The organism is Flavitalea plasmicola, from assembly GCF_030546645.1.
Lineage (GTDB): Bacteria > Bacteroidota > Bacteroidia > Chitinophagales > Chitinophagaceae > Puia.
Genome location: NZ_JAUOTO010000002.1, coordinates 534,591 through 551,963, shown reverse-complemented (window position 1 = coordinate 551,963; position 17,373 = coordinate 534,591). Strand labels below are relative to the sequence as shown.

Genomic DNA, 17,373 nt, shown 5'->3' with positions numbered 1-17,373 from the left:
AATCTCTATGCGTAGTAATATTTCCATCATATTGTCGCTCACCTTACTTATAGGTCTTGGCAGCTGCAAAAAATCATTTGTGGAGCAAACGAACCCCAATGGCATACCCCTCGCCAATGGCTACAAAACAGAGGCGGACATCACTGCAGGTCTATATGGCGTCTACCAGGGACTGAGATCCTCCAACTGCGTCGGCGAAGGCGCCCAGCTGTGGACGGACGATCGCGCTGATGACGTGAATACCACCGACAACCAGTCCAATTCCGGTGAGCCGTTTCAGTTCACCGCCTTTTCGCTGGTACCCAGCAACAGCTACCTGATGAGCCACTGGGCCGCACTGTACACGCCCATCAACCGGGCCAACATCGTATTATCCTTCATCGATGGAATTACATTCGCCAGCGATGCAGTCAAGGCGCAATATAAGGGAGAGCTCAAGTTCATCAGGGCCTTCCTGTATTTCCAACTGGTGAGAGAGTTCGGGGATGTACCCCTGGTGACAGACAAGCAATCAGACCCCGAACAGGCAAAGGCGCTCACTTTCCGGGTGAAGAGAGACACCGTCTATACGCGGATCATCGCCGACCTGAAGGATGCGCTGAACAGCGGCCTTCCTGTTGTACAGCCCGCTGCGGGCAAGGGCCGGGTGTCTTTGCAGGCCGCCAACGCCCTGCTGGGACAGGTGTACCTGACCATGGCCGCCGCCCTGGACGCCGGCAAAACGGATAATCTCAACAACGCGAAGACCTACCTGCTGGCCGCATACAACCAACGGACCTTCACCAACCTGTCCGATATCCCCTTCGCCGACGTATTCGATGTGAACAAGAAATCCACTAACCCCGAGATCATCTGGCAGATCCAGTACAAGCAGGGGGATATCAACTATTCTTCTTCCCTGGCAAAAAATAACCAGGCGAAAGGTGAGACCATCAACTCCCTGTTCATTTCACAGGGCGACGGAGGGCTGTTCACGAAAGACCTGCTGAATGAATTCGAGACGGGTGACGTGCGTACGGACTTCTCCGTCAAATTTGCGACGGCCACCAACAAATACTTTATCACCAAATTCAGGGACGCCAGCACCACCGCCGGAACCCTTGGCTACGGCGGCAACGACTGGATCCTGCTCCGGTATGCGGATATCATCCTGAACCTGGCGGAGGTTCATATGCTGTTGAATGACGACGCAACAGCCATCTCCTGGCTGAACATGGTCCGCGCCAGGGCCGGCCGGCCGGATTATGCCACCATGATGACCGATGCGGCCTATGCGGCAAAGTATCCGACCCTGAAGCTGGCCATCCTGCACGAACGGCGGATCGAGCTCGCATTCGAGCACCACCGCTGGCACGACCTCGTCCGCTTCTTCAATCCTGCAGAGCTGGTGTCTTTCTTCCAGGCGAAAAGCCAGGCGAACTACGACAACTCACCCCTGTCGAATATCACTACGAAAGACTATTACTTCCCCATTCCCCTGGCAGAGTATAAGTTGGATCCCGTAAAAATGTACCAGAATCCTGGATATTAAAATAAAATCAATGCCTGACCGGTCTCCGGTCAGGCATTGTCAATAATTATTCATATATTTATTTTCGATAACATGTAAGCCGCATCCTTAAATACAATCTGTCATTTGATATAAACTTTATTCAAATGACAGTGACAAGTTTTACCGTCCAGTTCCACTATTCTATTGGTAATGAAAGTTTTAGCATGCTGCTACTCGCCGATGTCGAACTGCATCATTTCGCCGCCTATTACACGGCAAAGAATTTCAGAAGTGCCGGGAAGAAAGGTCCCTCGCTGCTTCCCGAACAGGAGATCCGCCGGTGGAATAGCCACTGGGTGCATAAAGACTCCAATAAGGAAACTTCCCTGAGCCTCGCAATTGGAAAAGCCATCGACCATTACGAAAATAGTTGAACGACCATAAGCGATCATCGCCACGACTGACTGGCAGGATCCCCGGACAGTGGCAGGTGGATGGTGAAGACGGCGCCCCGGTCGTTGGTGACCGCTATCTTTCCGCCATGAGAGGTGATATACTGTTTTACGATGGCCAGCCCCAGTCCCGTGCCATTGGCTTTCTTCCGGGTGACAAAAGGCTCGAACAACGTCTTGCCGATCTCCGCCGGGACGCCGGGTCCATTGTCCCTGATCGTGAGAACGATGTCTTTCCCCTGCGGGTCCCGGGCCGCGGTGATATCGATGCGGGCCCCGGAGGTCTTATGATCCAGCAGCGCGTCCGTGGCATTGTTGACCAGGTTCATGATAGAACGCTTCAGCTTACTTTCGTCGCCATATATCCGTAGTCCCGGAGGAATGTTCGTATGTATGGCTATGCTCCCGGTGCTGCTCCTTGCCTTCGCCAGCCTGATCCCTTCTTCAGCCACCTTGTTGATGTCAACGGGTAATTGTTTGGCAGGGGTCTCTTTGATGAAGTCCAGGAAGTCATCGAAGATCTCCGAAGCCTGGTTGCCGCACTGGTCGATCATGTCCAGCCATTCGCTTTGGGGATGCTCTTCTCTCATCAGGGCCGTGATGACATTGATGTTCTTGATCGGCGAACGAAGGTCATGCATCATCATGCTCATGGCATTCCCGATCGCCGACAATTTTTCTTTCTGTAAAAGTTTTTCACGCAGCTCCGCATTCCGGATGGCCTTGGCGGCATTCAGCACAAACAGCTTCAGCAGGTATAATTTCTCTGTTTTTAATTTCTCATCTTTTTTCAATACGGCAAAGATGCTGTAATTGTCCAGGCGCGCCAGTACCACTTCATCCAGCTGTATCACTTCTCCATCTCCTATAGGGGCGGACTTGACGCGGGACAGCAGCTCCTTCAGGTCGATCTTGCCTTCGATGGAGCCGATCGAAAAGATCTTTTCATACTCCGCATTGTCATGCAGCTTCCCCAGTAGGGCCATATCCGTCTCCACATAGGTGGCGAGTTGATCAAGCACATTCTGCAGCAGCGAGTTCAGCTGGTATTCATCCAGGTTGATCGATGAGATGGCTTCGATCAGCTTTTCCAGGTTGCGCAGCTTGTTATAGTCCGTTACTGCCTTGGTGGCCAGCTGCGTGATCTCTTCCGCCGCATAGGGCTTACAGTGATAGCCAACATTCTGTCCTGCCCGCGCTATGATGTCGTCGATGGTGCGATCGCTAAAGGCCGTGACAAAGATGATTTCTGCCTTGCTGTCATATTTCCTGATCTGGACGGCCGTCTCCATGCCATCCCATCCCGGCATGCGCATGTCCAGGAAGATAACGGCATAAGGCTGCCCCTCGACGACCGACCGCTTCACCAGCTCCACGCCTTCCATCCCGTTGGAAGCCTTGTGCACCGTAAAGTTGGGAATATTACTCGTCCGGGGAGTAAGTACAGAAGTCGTGGGACCATCGAAAAGGATGCTGGCAGCCTGGTCAATGCTGTCGTTTTGCAAAAAGCTCTTTTTCGGCACCAGGATCTCTTCGATATTATCCCTTACCATCTCTTCGTCGTCAATGACTAAAATTGCTGTGTTGGCGGTCTCTTTCATTACATCGGATATTTAGATATGAAATATTATGGTGCTCAGTGCGCCTTTGCCAGGTCCTTCACTGAGGAGGGTCATCGTGGCGGCATGACCTTCGAGGATGGTCCGGCAATTGTGAAGGCCCAGCCCCGTGCCGGATGACTTGGTGGTATAGCCTCTTTCAAAGATCCGTCTGCCCGTGTCTTCGTCGAAGCCATTGCCGCTGTCCCGGACCTGGAGGATCACCTGCCGGCCTTCCTGGAACAGTCGAACGGATATCCTCTTTTCGGCCGCGTGGACATCGATGGCCTCGATGCTATTCTTCAATACGTTCATGATCACCTGCATCAGCTTCGTACGATGGCCCTGGATGATAGGGCTCTCTACGATAATTTCAAGCTCCACCTGTATCCCTCTTTTCTCCATGGAGGCATACAGCATTGAAAGGCAGTCGTTTATAATGCTTCGCAGGTTGGCGGCCTTTTTTTCCACCGTATCGCCTGCGACGACATACTGGCGCTGAATATGCAACAATTCCTGGATATGGGTAATGATGCTCAATTGTTCCGAGATGGACTTTTGAACATCCTCCCGTTGGGCATGACGCGCCTGCACCAGGCTATACAGCATGGTGACTACCGCCGCCGCTTTGGATGCTCCGATGGCCTGGCTTATTTCCGGCTGCTTTGCGGAGAAGAAGTCGGCGAGCTGCTGGATATGCTCACTGTTATCCGCTTCCACGGCACGTTTGATGCGGGTGAGATAGGAGCCGAGGCCCACGATGGCATTGCCGATGTCGTGCAGGACATCAGCCGCGATCTCGAATTTTCCCTGGGCTACGGCCTTATCCACTGTAGCCTCCCGGAAAGCCAGCTCTTTTTCCAGGAGGTTGGAAACGTCTTCGATCGACACGATGAAGGAATCAGCGCATAATTTGTTGACAATGATCTTAAAATGCTCCACGATCCCGTTGAATATCACTCCATTATTGCCTGTGAACGCGTTTATTTTCTCCAGGATGCCCGGCGCCCGGCGGGCTAGCAGGTCATGAAAATTGTCTTTCTCAGTGAAGAGGGAGATAGGGGCCAGCAGGCTGCGGCTCATGGTATTCATAAATACGATGGCGCCGGTGGCATCCATCTCAAGGATGCCTACGGGAGCATTCATAATGATCGCTGAGAATTTCTGTTCATTGGCGCGGACGGCGTTTTCCATCATGAATACAAGGTTTTCAGACAGGCGTTGTGTAGGATAAACGGGACTTATTACTTTGATAGTCTGTCTTTTCCGGGCACTACTATAAAAACAAGTATTTGTACTTAGCGTATGGTTCGCTTTTATTTATTCTTGCGAAAAGGTAGGCCCGGGCGCTCATAAATCATTGAAATAAGCGATTTATTGCCCAGGAATGTGTCTGTAACCATTGCATCATCAGTCCTATATGAACAAGTCATTACTTTCCAGGATCAGCATCTTCATTTCGGTGGATCAGCAAAGTCTGAATGACTATTTCAATCCCCATGATCCGGCGCCCATTTACAAGAGGCAGCTAAGCCATGCTTTCGAAGTCTACATCATGAATTCCATCGTCGCTGTAAAAAGATATTCTGTCATTAATTACAAGGTATGTTGCAGATCCGAAGAGGATAAGCAATATATGGAACCGCTGATCTACGCCATCCGCCGGCATTTCGCCGAAAGGAAATCGTTGAAGGAATTGGAGTTCGAGAAGTTCAAACGCCGGTCCTACCTGGTGCTGTTCTTCGCCCTGGCCATCGTGATGCTTTGTCATGGAGTGCTGCCGCTGTTATTGCCTGGCACCGATCGCATCAGTTCCGGGCTGACCAATACCCTGGAGGTCTTTAGCTGGGTTATACTGTGGCGGCCCATCGATCAGCTGGTGTTCTGCTGGAATCCCTATCTGAAAGATATATCGATCATGAACAGGCTGGCCTCCGCGGAAGTAACACTTATTGAAAATGCGTAGCATGTTGATCATACTATTATTTATATACGGAGATGCTGCTGTGGCCCAGGAGGAAAAAGGAGCCGACGTATATTATTATCCCGGTAATGGCGCCTTGTGGCCATCCCTCTCTTCCAGGGTTTTCTACCAGGGCAGCTCCAGGTGGTACGGAGAGGTCAGGTATAACTATGAGGAGGAAGGAACCATCGCCTGTTCGGTGGGCAGGACTTTCTCAAAGGAAGGGCGCTGGTCCTATGCAATTACGCCGGTGGCGGGATTGTCCGGAGGCCGGCTGCAGGGGGCATCCTTCGGGCTCAACAGCTCGCTGTCGCATAATGCATTCAGCTTTTCATCCTCTATGCAATATGGATTATGCCCCGGACAGCATAAAAGCAACCTTTTCAGCTGGAGCGAGCTGAATTGCCAGCTATCAGATCAGTTTTATGCGGGCGTGACCATGCAACAATGGTCATCTTACCAGTTGGATCCTAAATGGGAGCCGGGTATGCAGATGGGGATTTGCCTGGGGAGCTGGACGATCCCCTTGTATATATTTCATCCCTCATCCAACCAAAGATATTTTGTATTGGGAGTATGCAGGGATTGGAAGAGGTAGTTCCGAATTATTGTTAACGAACAATCGTGTATCATGAAGAGGTTTTTTGTTGTGTTCCTTGTCTTGACAGTGGCATTTTTTGTACTGCTGCATTATTCTGCCTGGTGGTCGCTGGCAGCGATCGGCGCAGGGATGCTTTTCTCGGTCTATCATTTCTATATGACACGCCTGAAAGGAATGCAGTACCGTACGATCCACCTGGAAAAAGAGGTGGAGGAGCTGCACCTGCAGCTGGATTCCTCGATATCCAAGGAGCAAAAGGCATATAAGGAAGCAGAAAGGGCAAAAGACGTGAAGCGAAGGCTGCTGGCCACCGTCAACCATGAGATAAGGACGCCTATGAACGGTATGCTGGGAATGACCTCCCTGCTGGTGGAGACGCCGCTCAGCACGGATCAGCGTGAATATGTCGATACCATACGTTTCTGCGGCGAAAGCCTGCTGGTCGCCGTCAACGATATCCTCGTGAGTGACATCCTTAACTTTTCAAAATCGGAAAGGGAAGGCGAGGAGCTCGAGAAAAAGGATTTCGAGATCCGGAATTGTATAAAAGAGGTGCTGATGATGTTTGCGGGCAGGATAGCGCCCGGTGGCCCCGACCTGGCCTATTGTATGGAAGCCCAGGTGCCGGAGCAGGTCAATGGCGACAGGAAACGGGTGAGCCAGATATTGATGAACCTCGTGGAGAACGCCGTCAGGTATACCACAAAAGGAGAGATCCTGATCACCGTACGCAGCATCATGGACACACCCGCCGACGCGCACAGCTTCGGAAGCATCGGTCTTGCATTTGAGGTGAAGGATTCGGGCAGCGGGATCCCGGAAAATAAAATAGGCCAGCTATTCAAAGGTATCACTTCCCAGGAGCCGCTCAATGCCGGCGCCGCCCCCGGAGGTCTGGGACTGGTCGTTTGTAAAAAATTGGCAGGACTGATGGGGGGGACGATCACCGTGGAAAGTCAGCTGAACCGGGGCAGCACATTCACCTGCAGGCTCTATTTCTCGCCCGCCCTCAAACCGAAATATTCACCGTTGAACCCGGGATTTTCAGACGCCGGCAAAAAGATAAAGCTCACGGGCGCCACGGGTGTGGCTGACCCCGCACGCAGGCTGTCGGAGGAGTTTGCAAAAGAATTTCCGTTGCGCATCCTGGTGGCCGAAGACAATGCGATCAATCAGAAACTGACCATGAAAGTGCTCGGCAAGCTGGGATATAAGGCCGGACTCGCTGAAAATGGCAAGGAAGTGCTGGAGATGGCCGACCTGGAACAATACGATGTGATCCTGATGGACGTGCAGATGCCCGTGATGGATGGACTGGAAGCCACCAGGATGTTGCGTCTCTGTCTGAAAAAACAGCCTGTCATCATCGCCATGACAGCCAATGCCATGGAAGGTGACCAGGACGATTGCATCCAGGCAGGAATGGATGACTATATCTCGAAACCCGTGGAGATCAATGCACTGCTCACCAGGCTGGAAAAATGGGGGACTGCGATCAACGCTAAACGATCGGGCCGCATAGAGCCCGCATAGAGCCCGCCTATAAGAAGCTAGGAGAAGTCACTGCGGCTGAATATCTGTTCGTCAAAGATGATCTGTATGATACTGGGATTGGACGCAGTGTCCTCGACATGCGTTGTATTTTCTTTTTGTGGCGACATATGCTTAGGTTTTTGTAAGGATATGTGGCATTAACTATTTTTGGCAGCGGATTATTGTGCTATCGGGTGGTTATGACCATCTTTTTTCCGCTTTTCAGGTCCCTGTCGGCTAAAAAATAGCCTTCCATCTTCCTGTCCCCGACACGGATCCCGCTTATTTTTTTACCCTTGCCCTGCCTGACGATCGTGAAGATCCTGTTATCGCCCGCCTTTATCTCCACTTTGTCGAAGAGAGGTACGGAAACGATATATTGGGCATCAGCCGGCGAAAAAGGATAGAATCCCATGGCATTGAATACATACCAGGACGACATCTCGCCGGCATCATCCATTCCGGCATATGCCAGCCTGTGCTTCCCCATATCATAAAAGTGCTGCATGATGCTGTCCAGTATCACCTGCGACTTTTCCTGCTTGTCAATGAAATAGTACATATAGGGTACGCTGTGGTCAGGCTGATTACCCTGACAGTATTGGCCGATGAAGCCGGATATGTTGTAGGCCTCGACCCCATCCCATGGAAGGGTGAAAAGGGAATCCAGCTTTTTATCGAAATCATCCTTGCTGCCATAAAGCGCCACCAGCCCCCTGGGGTCCTGCGGGGCAAAGAAAGACGACTGCCATCCGTTTGCCTCCCGGTACATATATTCATAATAGGGATATTGCGGATCGAAATGTTGCACCCAATCCCCATTGGCCAGTCGCCCTCTCATAAACCTTGTCGACGGATCGAATACGTTCTTGTAATTACCTGTCCGCTTCATCAGCATATGGTAATTCCCCGTATCGCCCAGCGCTTTCGCCAGCAGGGCCACCGCATAATCGTCATACGCATATTCCAGCGTTTTCGTAACGGCGGCCTTCGTCACGGTTTCAACCACCGGATGCGCAACGTCCAGCTCTGCTATATATCCTTTATCGTTGTATTCCTGCACGTATTTGCGGGTGCCTTCCACTGTTGCATTCTTCAGCATAAGCTTATAGGCAGCCTGCACATCGAACCCGCGCAGCCCTCGCAGGTACGACCCCGTGATAAAGACGGATGCATGGTCGCCGTGAAAGAAAGTGGGCATAAAGCCCTTCGCTTCCCCCTTATCGATAAGGGACCTGATCACGTCGTTGGTAACGGCAGGAGAAAGCAGGCCCAGTAAGATCAGTTTGTTCCTGTAATCATCCCATAAAGAAGGCTCCGTATAATAGTTGAAACCTTTGTTTACCACCTTGCCGCTGATGTCGGTAAAATCTCCATTCACATCGCTGCGCAACGCGGGCCAGAGAAAGCTCCGGTACAAGGTGGAATAAAACAGTCCCCGCTGCCTTTCAGTGCCGCCCGACACCCTGATCTTCGACAGCAACGTGTCCCACGTCTGCGTAGCCTGCTTTCTCACCTCCGCAAAGCTCCTGCCCATCATCTCTTTTTCCAGGTTCGCCTTTGCATGCTGTACGCTTACGAAAGAGAAGCCGATCTGCAGCTCCAGGGGCCCGGGCGCATCCATAAAGTCGATCACTGGCACCGTTTTCTTTTCGCTTTTCAGCGAATCGATGCTTTTGATGGTATGGTTGGCCACCGCATAGAAGTATATTTTTTCTCCCGCCTGCTGAAAACCCGTGAAGACATGGTCGCCTTCCCGTTGGATCTGCCAGCTCCTCACCCGCTCGTTGGATTCAGATAAGTCCGCCAGCAACCGCTGATGCTCACCCGCCCCGTACGTATATTTATGGAAGGCGCAGCGCAGCGTCGAGGTCAGCTCCGCATTGATACCATAACGCTGAAGGTACACCTGGTAATAGCCGGGATGCGCCGACTCCTTACTATGACTGTAACCGGACGCGTAATTATCCGGCGATACCTCGCCCGTAACAGGCAATAAGGGAACATAGCCTAAATTCCAATGCCCTTTGCTGGTATGGATGAAACCATAAATGACAGTGTCCTCATACTGGTAGCCGGAGCCGCTGTGGAACTGTGTCACCGGGCTCAGTTGGACCATGGCATTGGGAAGCGAAGATCCCGGGAACACCTCGGCTCCCCAGGTTCGATGCGTAGGCTTAAACCCGATCTCGGCGCTGTCCCATAAAGTGGCGGTGCCGAGAAAAGGATTTACATACGCGGTAGGTGGCTGCTGCGCCTGCAATTGCGTGAAACCAAAGGCAAGCAAAACGAGGAACTGGTGCTTCATACCCGTAAATATACTAAACGGACATTTTTGCTCCTGTTTAGCAACCTAAAAAAACCTGGCTTGCAGCTCACCGCTCAAGGCCCCATCTCTTAGCTCACCGCTTGCAGCTTGCAGCTCGCAGCTCACCGCTTGCAGCTTGTAGCTTGCAGCTTGCAGCTAATTCAAGCCCAAATGCCGCAAAATATGATGGTGCATTTCATCAGGCCGAAACGGCTTATGGAGATATCCGTTGAACCCATGCTGCTGCAGATCGTCGTACATGTTCTCATAAACAGCAGCCGTAAACGCAATGGCGGGTATGTTCTTATTGACTTTCCGCACCTGCGCCAGCAATTCCTTGCCATCCATCTGGGGCATTTCCAGGTCCACCAGCAGCAGATCGAAGGTATGGCGCTGGAACAGCTCCCATGCAACAGAGCCGTTTTCTGCCGTTTCGATGCTGGCGCCCCAGCTGTCGAGGAAGCGCCGGGCGATCCGCATGTTGACCGCATTGTCGTCGACAAGCAGGATCCTCACGCCGTCCAGCTTCTTCTCTCCCGTGAGCTTTTCCTTCGCAATGATATTCGTACTTTGTTTAAATGATAGCTGTAAAGTAAAATAAAAGATGCTGCCCTTGCCCGGATCGCTCTTCACCTGCAGCTGACCACCCATCTTACGCACCAGCTCCTTACAAATGCTGAGCCCCAGTCCCGAACCCCCGTACTTACGGGTGGTTTCCGCATCGGCCTGGGTAAAGCTGTCAAAGATAAGGTCGATCTTTTCGGCCGGGATGCCAATGCCCGTATCCGCGACGGCAAAAAGCACCTCGGCGCCCCCGTCTGTGAGATGGCTGACATGGGCCTTCACCGTCACCTCACCGGCCTCTGTGAATTTGACGGCATTCGACAGGAGATTAAGGATCACCTGCTTTAAACGCATCTCATCCCCCACGACCTTTTTGTCCCTGGGCAGCGTCTCGATTTCGAGGGAAAGGCGGATATTTTTGGTCTGTATGGTGGTGGTAATAGCATCGGCTGCCTGCCGGAGGGTCTCCGACAGGTTGAAAGGTTCCTGCACTAATTCCAGCTTACCTTCATCCAGCTTGTTAAAATCCAGCACCTCATTCACCAGGTGCAGCATATGCTGCGACGAATCCATCAATATCCTGACATGCTCGTTCTCCTGCAATAGCTCCTGGTCCTGCATCATCAGGTGCGTAGTGCCGATGATGGCATTCAACGGCGTGCGCAGCTCGTGGCTCATATTGCTCATAAACCGGGTCTTCGCCGCGGCTGCTTTTTCCGCCCGTTCTTTCGCCTGGGTAATTTCGAATTCCGCCTGCACCAGCGAAGCGATGTGTTTCTTGTTCTTCTTTTCTTTGGCATCCAGCAGGCGCAATACCACATAGAAAAAAACGATCACCAGTAAAAAGTTGATGATGATATTCAGTTTCCGGTGGTTGTAGGCGACAGCCTCGGTTATCTGTTCGAATGCGCCGGAATGATGCGGAAGGAACAGGACGATCACAAGGAGGTTCAACCCCGTGGCGATGACAAAGGTGGTCACTACCAGGTTGTTCTTCCGTACACGGAGAAAGAAGATCATGGCCATGACAAAAGGGAACAGGTATAAAAAAGATCCCTGATCGGTTCCCTGCACATAAGAAAGGGAGAAAGCATGCAGGTTCACAAAAAAGATACTGAGCAGGGTAGGCACGGCTGACATGCCTTTCATGTTGAATAGGATGAAAACGAACAATACAAAGATGCCGGCTATCTCTATAGCGGCGCTCTGCTTCATTCCGTCAACGATATAGAAAAAGAAATTGATAAGGTTACAGCACATAGCTACTACAATAAATGTATTGAGCTGCCAGAACCTGGCCTTAGGATGGAGCGTAGGATGGGGGGCTTCCTGGTTTTTCAACGGTTAACATCTTGGATCGCTTTAAAAGTATACTAAAAATGCTACATATGCAACATTCCGGTTTGTGGAAGTTATTCTACGCCCGTAATCAGTGGCTTTACCCTGCAATTAGACCAGAATACTATGTGTAAACAATTGGTATACAGGCGTATATGATAGAATGTGTTAGTAGTTTTCGGAGGCTGGCACTATTTTGCACTGGCATCCTAAAACCCTTAATTATGGACCGCGACATTAAAATAGCGTTTACGTTTAAGCTTGACGCAATTAGTAGAGGAATTATTTTAAACGCCCGGGTCGCATTACATCATTCCACCCCTCACTATAAGATTTCCGGGATACAGATTGAAGGAAGGGAAAATCCACAGGGCAGCGTGCTTCCTGACCTGGATATCAAATGCCTGGATGTCAATGGCTCCCGTGTTTGGGTACACGTTGATTCAGGAAAGCAGTCCTTACTGGGCGATGCGATCGGCCTGGCAATAGAAGAGACATTGCAGGATGACCTGGAGACAACGACAGCGGATGGGTAAGCTCTTCATACAGAGATAATATGGAATATGGACAACTGGTATGAATTTTATCTAGTTTTATTTCATACCATGAAACACTTCCCACTCATCTGCCTGGCTGCCCTTGCCTTTGCCTGCAAAAAGGACAAGCCGCTGAACACTAGTCCCAGACATGTAACCTATCTGGTAACAGGTACCCATCTCAAATTGAATTTTATCGATTCCACCAGTGGCTTCCTGAAAGACCAGCTCTATACAGGTGCCTTCCATTATGAATTCTGGCGAAAGCCCGGCACCAGCATCGGGATCACCGTCAACGCTGCCTCTTTCACGGATACCATTTATAACTGGGAGATCCGCATTGACGGAAAGCTGGTCGCCAACGCTTTCAGTGTAGGTGGGGCTTATTTAGCGGTGCCTTATAATTAGACTGCAGTAGGAGTATTGTTTTCAAAACGATCAGAATAAGGGCAGGGAAGAGCAGGAAGTTAAAGTACAACTGCTTGTGGATGATGTAAAATCCGTCCCGGAAGAATTGAAAGGGCAGCATCCCGCATACACAAATGTAATAGACCGCCCAGAACCGGCTCCTTTCCGAAATATGCCGAAGCAGGTTGAGCATAAACCCCGTTATAAAAATAAACAGGAAAGAGCCGGCTGCTCCGAAATTGATGACAATCGTGCTCCATACGCTGTCGGCCCCCAGTGGATTCTGGTAATTTTTCACCATGCTGCCCGTGGAAACCAGGTAGGGTTTAAAGCTGATGATCGTGTTAGGGATCAGGTTCAAAAATGAAGTGAGAAAATTCCAGGGTATGCTTACCACGGGAATATCATTGGAAATAAGATAGGTGCTGGTGCTGAACCAGGTAAAAACAGGCTCCGCCAGCAGGGAATAGGCGGCCCTGTCCCATTTGAAGGTTGTATTCATTCTCCATAGCCCCATAAAGCTGCCCGCAAGGAAGCCTGCGAAGAGGACAATCGCAATTCGGGACAGCGGCCATCTCCTGGCCGCAAACGAAGTCTTATAGATCAGGTAGATCAGGAACGTTTGAATGACATACATGCGGCCACCCATGGAAAGGAGGAGCAAGCCCGTCAGCAGGGTGCCGGTCACAAGAAAGACGGACGGCTTTTGCGTGCTGAGCAGCTGGTATAAGAGAAAGAAGTTGAAGATCACCAGCAGCGTGGACATCTTACCCCTGGCGGCAATATCATAAGATCCATACCCGCCCAGCAGGGAGGCGCGCCCCAGGTAAGCAAAGAGCGCCAGCACCAACAGCAACGCCAGACCGACATAGGACACGGCCCTCGTCGTAGGGTTAGCCGGGAAAAGCTGCAGGTTCCTCTTATGGTGGACAAAAAGCCTGAAGCTGAAGTGACCGAGATAGAATGCCGGTAGCCACGACAATGTCACCAGCATATATTGGAGCAGCTTGCCTTTCGGTATCAGCCTGAAAAATCCCTGGTAAAGCTCCATGCCCGGATACCCGGGAAAAGCATTGGTCATCCCCACCAGGCAAGGCGTAAAAAGATAAAATACATAGCCGAAAAAGAACAATATCCTGTGATCTATGAGATAATATCTTTTCATCAGACCTGAAAGTATGACTTTCTGCGCCTGCCGGAAAAAGCCAATATCATCATTTTGTTAATTCCTCTAAGATAATACCCCGATCACACAAGGCTCCTAAATTGCAGGGCAATGATGACAAGAGCGCTTCTTCTTGCCTTGCTTCTCACTGGGCCCCGGCCCCTGCAAAAAGACCTTCCCGTGAGGGCATATAAGCGCGTATGGTCTGATGAATTCAATGGTGCGGCGCTCGACAGAACTAAATGGTGCTACCGGGGTTCCGGAAAAAGGGATGACGCCTATCTTAGCCCTGCCGCCATTCGTCTGGACGGAAAAGGTTTTCTGATCATAGAAGCACGGCACAGCGGCGATTCCATCCTCACAGGCATGATTGGGACTAACGGTCTTTTCGAAATACGATACGGCTATTTCGAATGCAGGGCCTCTTTGACAAGCACAAAGGGGCTTTACCCCGCATTCTGGCTTCAGTCCCCTGGGATTGGAGAAGAAAAGGGGTCGCCAGCGACGAATGGAGCCGAGTTGGACATCTTTGAATATTTTCCCAACCTGAGAACGGACGCCGTGGCCCACACCCTCCATTATGGCGGTTATGGAGCCGCTCACCAGGTTGCCGGGCCTGTCTGGGGATTGATGCAGGCGACAAAGGACGGGTTCCACACGTTTGGCCTGGAGTGGACGCCTTACGGCTACACGACTTTTGTGGATGGTTTGCCAACATTTAAAGGGAATAGCCATATCTCCCATGTACCGGAGTTCATCGTCCTGAGCCTGGGAGTCAACAAGCTCGCTGCCGGACCATTGGATGAGAAAGGGCTCCCGGACCGGTTTGTCATCGACTACGTGAGGGTTTATCAGAAGAGAGCCCGATAGATTTAATATAATGATAATTCGTTAATCACTTAACATAGATAATCTTTACGGCTTTAATACTTTCCATGTCGCCCTTACAGTCGCTTATATCCGCCGCTTTTCTTTTTCTGTTCCTTTTAGCCCGGCCTTGTGCTTATGGCCAAACATTCGATGACCTCGGCAACGTGAAGGTGGAGGAGCTGACGGACGACCAGGTCCGGCGGTTTGTTGTCGAAGCCGACAGGCTTGGAATGAAGGACGAACAAATTGAGGACCTTGCGCTTCAGCGGGGTATGAGCCCTGTGGAAGTAGTCAAGCTAAAGGATAGGGTCCAGGCGATGCGGAAAGCCATGGGGGTCGGCAATAACATTCCCCCTCCTCCCGCCTCCGCTCCCGGAGGGCGGCAGCTCGACTCCATCAGCGCACTGGAGCAACGGCCCCTGATGGATTTCAATGCAGTGTTCGCATCGCTGAAGATGAGGAATTTCGGTGCGGGCGTATTTAACAATCCCCGCATCAGCTTCGAGCCGAATATGAGGATCCCTACGCCGAAGAACTATCAGCTGGCGGCTGACGACGAGCTGCTGATCGATGTATCGGGCTACTCGGAAGCCAATTACAGGCTGAAGGTCTCTCCCGAGGGAAAGATCAGGATCCCTGTAGCCGGCGCCGTCATGGTGAATGGTCTTACGATCGAACAGGCAAAAAGAGCCATCGTCCAAAAACTCGCTTCCACTATCTATTCGGACATCAGAGGGGGGAAAACCAACGTGGAGGTGACCCTTGGCTCTATCCGCAGTATCAAAGTGACCATCATCGGGGAGGCGACAGTCCCGGGCACGTATACCCTGCCTTCCCTGGCCTCCGCTTACAATGCCCTGTATGCCTGCGGCGGTCCCAATCTCAACGGATCGTACAGGAATATCCAGGTCATCCGCAACAATGCCGTCGTGTCGACCATCGACATCTACCAATACCTTACCTCCGGCAGCAAACAACATGACATCCGGCTCATGGACCAGGATGTCATCCGGATCAGCACGTACGCCGTCCGGGTAGAGCTGAAGGGGGAGGTGAAAAAGCCGGGTCTGTACGACGTGATGAAGGGCGAGACGTTGGGCTCGCTGATACGATATGCGGGCGGATTCACGGACAATGCCTATACGGCCCGCATCCAGGTCTTCCGCAACACCTCCAAAGACCGCGAAGTAACAACGGTCAGCGAGTCAAAGATTGACAATCTCATTCCAAGACGGGGTGACAATTACATCATAGGAAAGATCCTGAACAGGTTCACCAACAGAGTCAGCATCAAAGGAGCTGTCTACAGACCCGGAGAATACGAGCTGAAAGAGGGGATGACGGTAAAAGACCTGATCGCGGAAGCGGACGGCATCCGCGAAGACGCCTTTGGCAACCGCGCCATCATACATCGCCTGAAAGATGACCTGAGCCCGCAGATCATTTCCTTCGAACCCGAAAAGCTGTTCAGCGGAGCCACGCCGGATATCCCGCTGAAAAAAGAGGATCGCATTACGCTCTACTCCAGGTTTGACCTCAAGGAAGGATATTATGTAAGTATGGAAGGAGAGGTGGCCAATCCAGGTGTTTTCCTGTATGAGGAGGGCATCACCGTACAGGACCTTATTCTCCTGGCGGGAGGGTTGAAGGAATCCGCTTCCGTACAGCGGATAGAGATCTCCAGAAGAGTGAAAGATGCGGACCCGAAGGCTCCCAACCGGAAGACGGCGATCATCTATGAGCAGAACATCACGCCGGACCTGCGGGACAGCGCTTCACTCGGCAAGCTCGTTCTTTCCCCTTTCGATGAAGTGGTCATACGCCCCGCGCCGGGCTATGCCGTGCAAAAGAACGCCGTCATCGAAGGAGAGGCCATCTACACGGGGAAGTACACGCTGGCAGCAAAAAGCGACAGGATCTCGGACCTGGTCAAACGAGCGGGTGGTCTTACGCCGGAAGCCTACCCCGAAGGAGCCGTGCTGGTGCGTACCCGGAATCTTTCCCGCGGGGAACAGTCCAACATCGAACAGGGACTGAACAACCTGCTGAAGCAAAGCTATGAAGCGGGAGGATCAACGGCTGTCGTGCAAAACGATCTGCTGAGGATGGCGCAAAAGAAGTCGGACAATGTCGGCATCGACCTTGGAAAGATAATGGCCCATCCGGGCTCCGAATATGACCTGCTGCTGAATGACGGGGATACCCTGCGCATTCCCAAGCTCCTGCAAACCGTACGCGTCAACGGAGAAGTGCTCTATCCTACATTGGTGCGCTATGATAAGGAACTGGGATTTAAGGACTATATCCTGGGCGCCGGTGGTTTCAGCGAAAGGTCCGCGAAAAAGAAATCCTACGTCGTCTATGCCAACGGATCGGTGAAAGGCACAAAGTCTTTTCTTTTCTTCAGGCATTATCCCAAGGTGAGGCCCGGAGCCGAGATCTATGTCCCGATGAAACGTGAGCGTGAACGGCTGCGGGTCCTGGAGATCGTATCGCTTGTCGTCACCCTGGCCACTTTACTGGTAATCGCATTTAAGTAATCAAT

At 51.6% G+C, this 17,373-nt stretch carries 14 protein-coding genes; 9 read left to right on the top strand and 5 right to left on the bottom strand.

Annotated features, from left to right (window positions below; all coding sequences use genetic code 11):
* Positions 1–7: 7 nt before the first annotated feature.
* Positions 8–1,531, top strand: coding sequence for a RagB/SusD family nutrient uptake outer membrane protein (locus Q4E93_RS07500; RefSeq protein WP_303583930.1), 1,524 nt, complete (start codon positions 8–10; stop codon positions 1,529–1,531).
* Between the two features lie 125 nt (positions 1,532–1,656).
* Complete coding sequence (locus Q4E93_RS07495) at positions 1,657–1,926, top strand: hypothetical protein (RefSeq protein WP_303583928.1); 270 nt, start codon at positions 1,657–1,659, stop codon at positions 1,924–1,926.
* Between the two features lie 14 nt (positions 1,927–1,940).
* Here the strand turns inward: Q4E93_RS07495 and Q4E93_RS07490 are convergent, their stop codons facing one another.
* Together Q4E93_RS07490 and Q4E93_RS07485 are read right to left on the bottom strand one after the other, a co-directional pair.
* Positions 1,941–3,545, bottom strand: coding sequence for a hybrid sensor histidine kinase/response regulator (locus Q4E93_RS07490; RefSeq protein WP_303583926.1), 1,605 nt, complete (start codon positions 3,543–3,545; stop codon positions 1,941–1,943).
* 12 nt (positions 3,546–3,557) lie between these two features.
* Positions 3,558–4,739 (bottom strand): sensor histidine kinase, encoded by a 1,182-nt coding sequence (locus tag Q4E93_RS07485; RefSeq protein WP_303583925.1) that lies wholly within the window; start codon positions 4,737–4,739, stop codon positions 3,558–3,560.
* Between the two features lie 223 nt (positions 4,740–4,962).
* Here Q4E93_RS07485 and Q4E93_RS07480 point away from each other — a divergent pair, with 223 nt between their 5' ends.
* From Q4E93_RS07480 to Q4E93_RS07470, 3 genes are read left to right on the top strand one after another with little or no spacing between them, the layout of a single operon-like run.
* A complete protein-coding gene (locus tag Q4E93_RS07480) occupies positions 4,963–5,508 on the top strand; it encodes a hypothetical protein (protein WP_303583923.1) in 546 nt (181 codons plus the stop codon).
* 1 nt (position 5,509) lies between these two features.
* Positions 5,510–6,103, top strand: a complete 594-nt coding sequence (locus Q4E93_RS07475; protein WP_303583921.1) for a hypothetical protein — start codon at positions 5,510–5,512, stop codon at positions 6,101–6,103.
* Between the two features lie 33 nt (positions 6,104–6,136).
* The gene (locus Q4E93_RS07470) at positions 6,137–7,639 is read left to right on the top strand and encodes a response regulator (protein WP_303583919.1); all 1,503 of its coding nucleotides are present in this window, start codon (positions 6,137–6,139) and stop codon (positions 7,637–7,639) included.
* 187 nt (positions 7,640–7,826) lie between these two features.
* On the opposite strand, the gene Q4E93_RS07465 is transcribed toward Q4E93_RS07470, so the two are convergent.
* On the bottom strand, positions 7,827–9,947 hold the full coding sequence (locus tag Q4E93_RS07465; protein ID WP_303583917.1) for a GH92 family glycosyl hydrolase: 2,121 nt from the start codon (positions 9,945–9,947) through the stop codon (positions 7,827–7,829).
* A 156-nt stretch (positions 9,948–10,103) separates the two neighbouring features.
* Positions 10,104–11,852: an ATP-binding protein gene (locus tag Q4E93_RS07460; protein ID WP_303583915.1), complete on the bottom strand. Its 1,749-nt coding sequence runs from the start codon at positions 11,850–11,852 to the stop codon at positions 10,104–10,106.
* A 221-nt stretch (positions 11,853–12,073) separates the two neighbouring features.
* On the opposite strand from Q4E93_RS07460, the gene Q4E93_RS07455 reads away from it, so the two are divergent.
* Positions 12,074–12,385, top strand: coding sequence for a hypothetical protein (locus tag Q4E93_RS07455; RefSeq protein WP_303583913.1), 312 nt, complete (start codon positions 12,074–12,076; stop codon positions 12,383–12,385).
* 69 nt (positions 12,386–12,454) lie between these two features.
* Entirely contained in the window at positions 12,455–12,793 is a 339-nt protein-coding gene (locus Q4E93_RS07450; protein WP_303583911.1) for a hypothetical protein, read from the top strand.
* On the opposite strand, the gene Q4E93_RS07445 is transcribed toward Q4E93_RS07450, so the two are convergent.
* Positions 12,753–13,958, bottom strand: a complete 1,206-nt coding sequence (locus Q4E93_RS07445; protein ID WP_303583909.1) for a hypothetical protein — start codon at positions 13,956–13,958, stop codon at positions 12,753–12,755. The two genes, Q4E93_RS07450 and Q4E93_RS07445, sit on opposite strands and share 41 nt — an antisense overlap.
* 111 nt (positions 13,959–14,069) lie before the next feature.
* On the opposite strand from Q4E93_RS07445, the gene Q4E93_RS07440 reads away from it, so the two are divergent.
* Positions 14,070–14,828 carry a glycoside hydrolase family 16 protein gene (locus tag Q4E93_RS07440; protein WP_303583907.1) on the top strand — a complete coding sequence of 253 codons (759 nt, stop codon included), beginning with the start codon at positions 14,070–14,072 and terminating at the stop codon, positions 14,826–14,828.
* A gap of 65 nt (positions 14,829–14,893) precedes the next feature.
* Complete coding sequence (locus Q4E93_RS07435) at positions 14,894–17,368, top strand: SLBB domain-containing protein (RefSeq protein ID WP_303583905.1); 2,475 nt, start codon at positions 14,894–14,896, stop codon at positions 17,366–17,368.
* Positions 17,369–17,373: the final 5 nt, after the last annotated feature.

Coding starts and splice junctions, on each gene's coding strand:
- Q4E93_RS07500 (WP_303583930.1), top strand. CDS start 8: ATGCGTAGTAATATTTCCATCATATTGTCGCTCACCTTACTTATAGGT.
- Q4E93_RS07495 (WP_303583928.1), top strand. CDS start 1,657: ATGACAGTGACAAGTTTTACCGTCCAGTTCCACTATTCTATTGGTAAT.
- Q4E93_RS07490 (WP_303583926.1), bottom strand. CDS start 3,545: ATGAAAGAGACCGCCAACACAGCAATTTTAGTCATTGACGACGAAGAG.
- Q4E93_RS07485 (WP_303583925.1), bottom strand. CDS start 4,739: ATGATGGAAAACGCCGTCCGCGCCAATGAACAGAAATTCTCAGCGATC.
- Q4E93_RS07480 (WP_303583923.1), top strand. CDS start 4,963: ATGAACAAGTCATTACTTTCCAGGATCAGCATCTTCATTTCGGTGGAT.
- Q4E93_RS07475 (WP_303583921.1), top strand. CDS start 5,510: ATGTTGATCATACTATTATTTATATACGGAGATGCTGCTGTGGCCCAG.
- Q4E93_RS07470 (WP_303583919.1), top strand. CDS start 6,137: ATGAAGAGGTTTTTTGTTGTGTTCCTTGTCTTGACAGTGGCATTTTTT.
- Q4E93_RS07465 (WP_303583917.1), bottom strand. CDS start 9,947: ATGAAGCACCAGTTCCTCGTTTTGCTTGCCTTTGGTTTCACGCAATTG.
- Q4E93_RS07455 (WP_303583913.1), top strand. CDS start 12,074: ATGGACCGCGACATTAAAATAGCGTTTACGTTTAAGCTTGACGCAATT.
- Q4E93_RS07450 (WP_303583911.1), top strand. CDS start 12,455: ATGAAACACTTCCCACTCATCTGCCTGGCTGCCCTTGCCTTTGCCTGC.
- Q4E93_RS07445 (WP_303583909.1), bottom strand. CDS start 13,958: ATGAAAAGATATTATCTCATAGATCACAGGATATTGTTCTTTTTCGGC.
- Q4E93_RS07440 (WP_303583907.1), top strand. CDS start 14,070: ATGATGACAAGAGCGCTTCTTCTTGCCTTGCTTCTCACTGGGCCCCGG.
- Q4E93_RS07435 (WP_303583905.1), top strand. CDS start 14,894: ATGTCGCCCTTACAGTCGCTTATATCCGCCGCTTTTCTTTTTCTGTTC.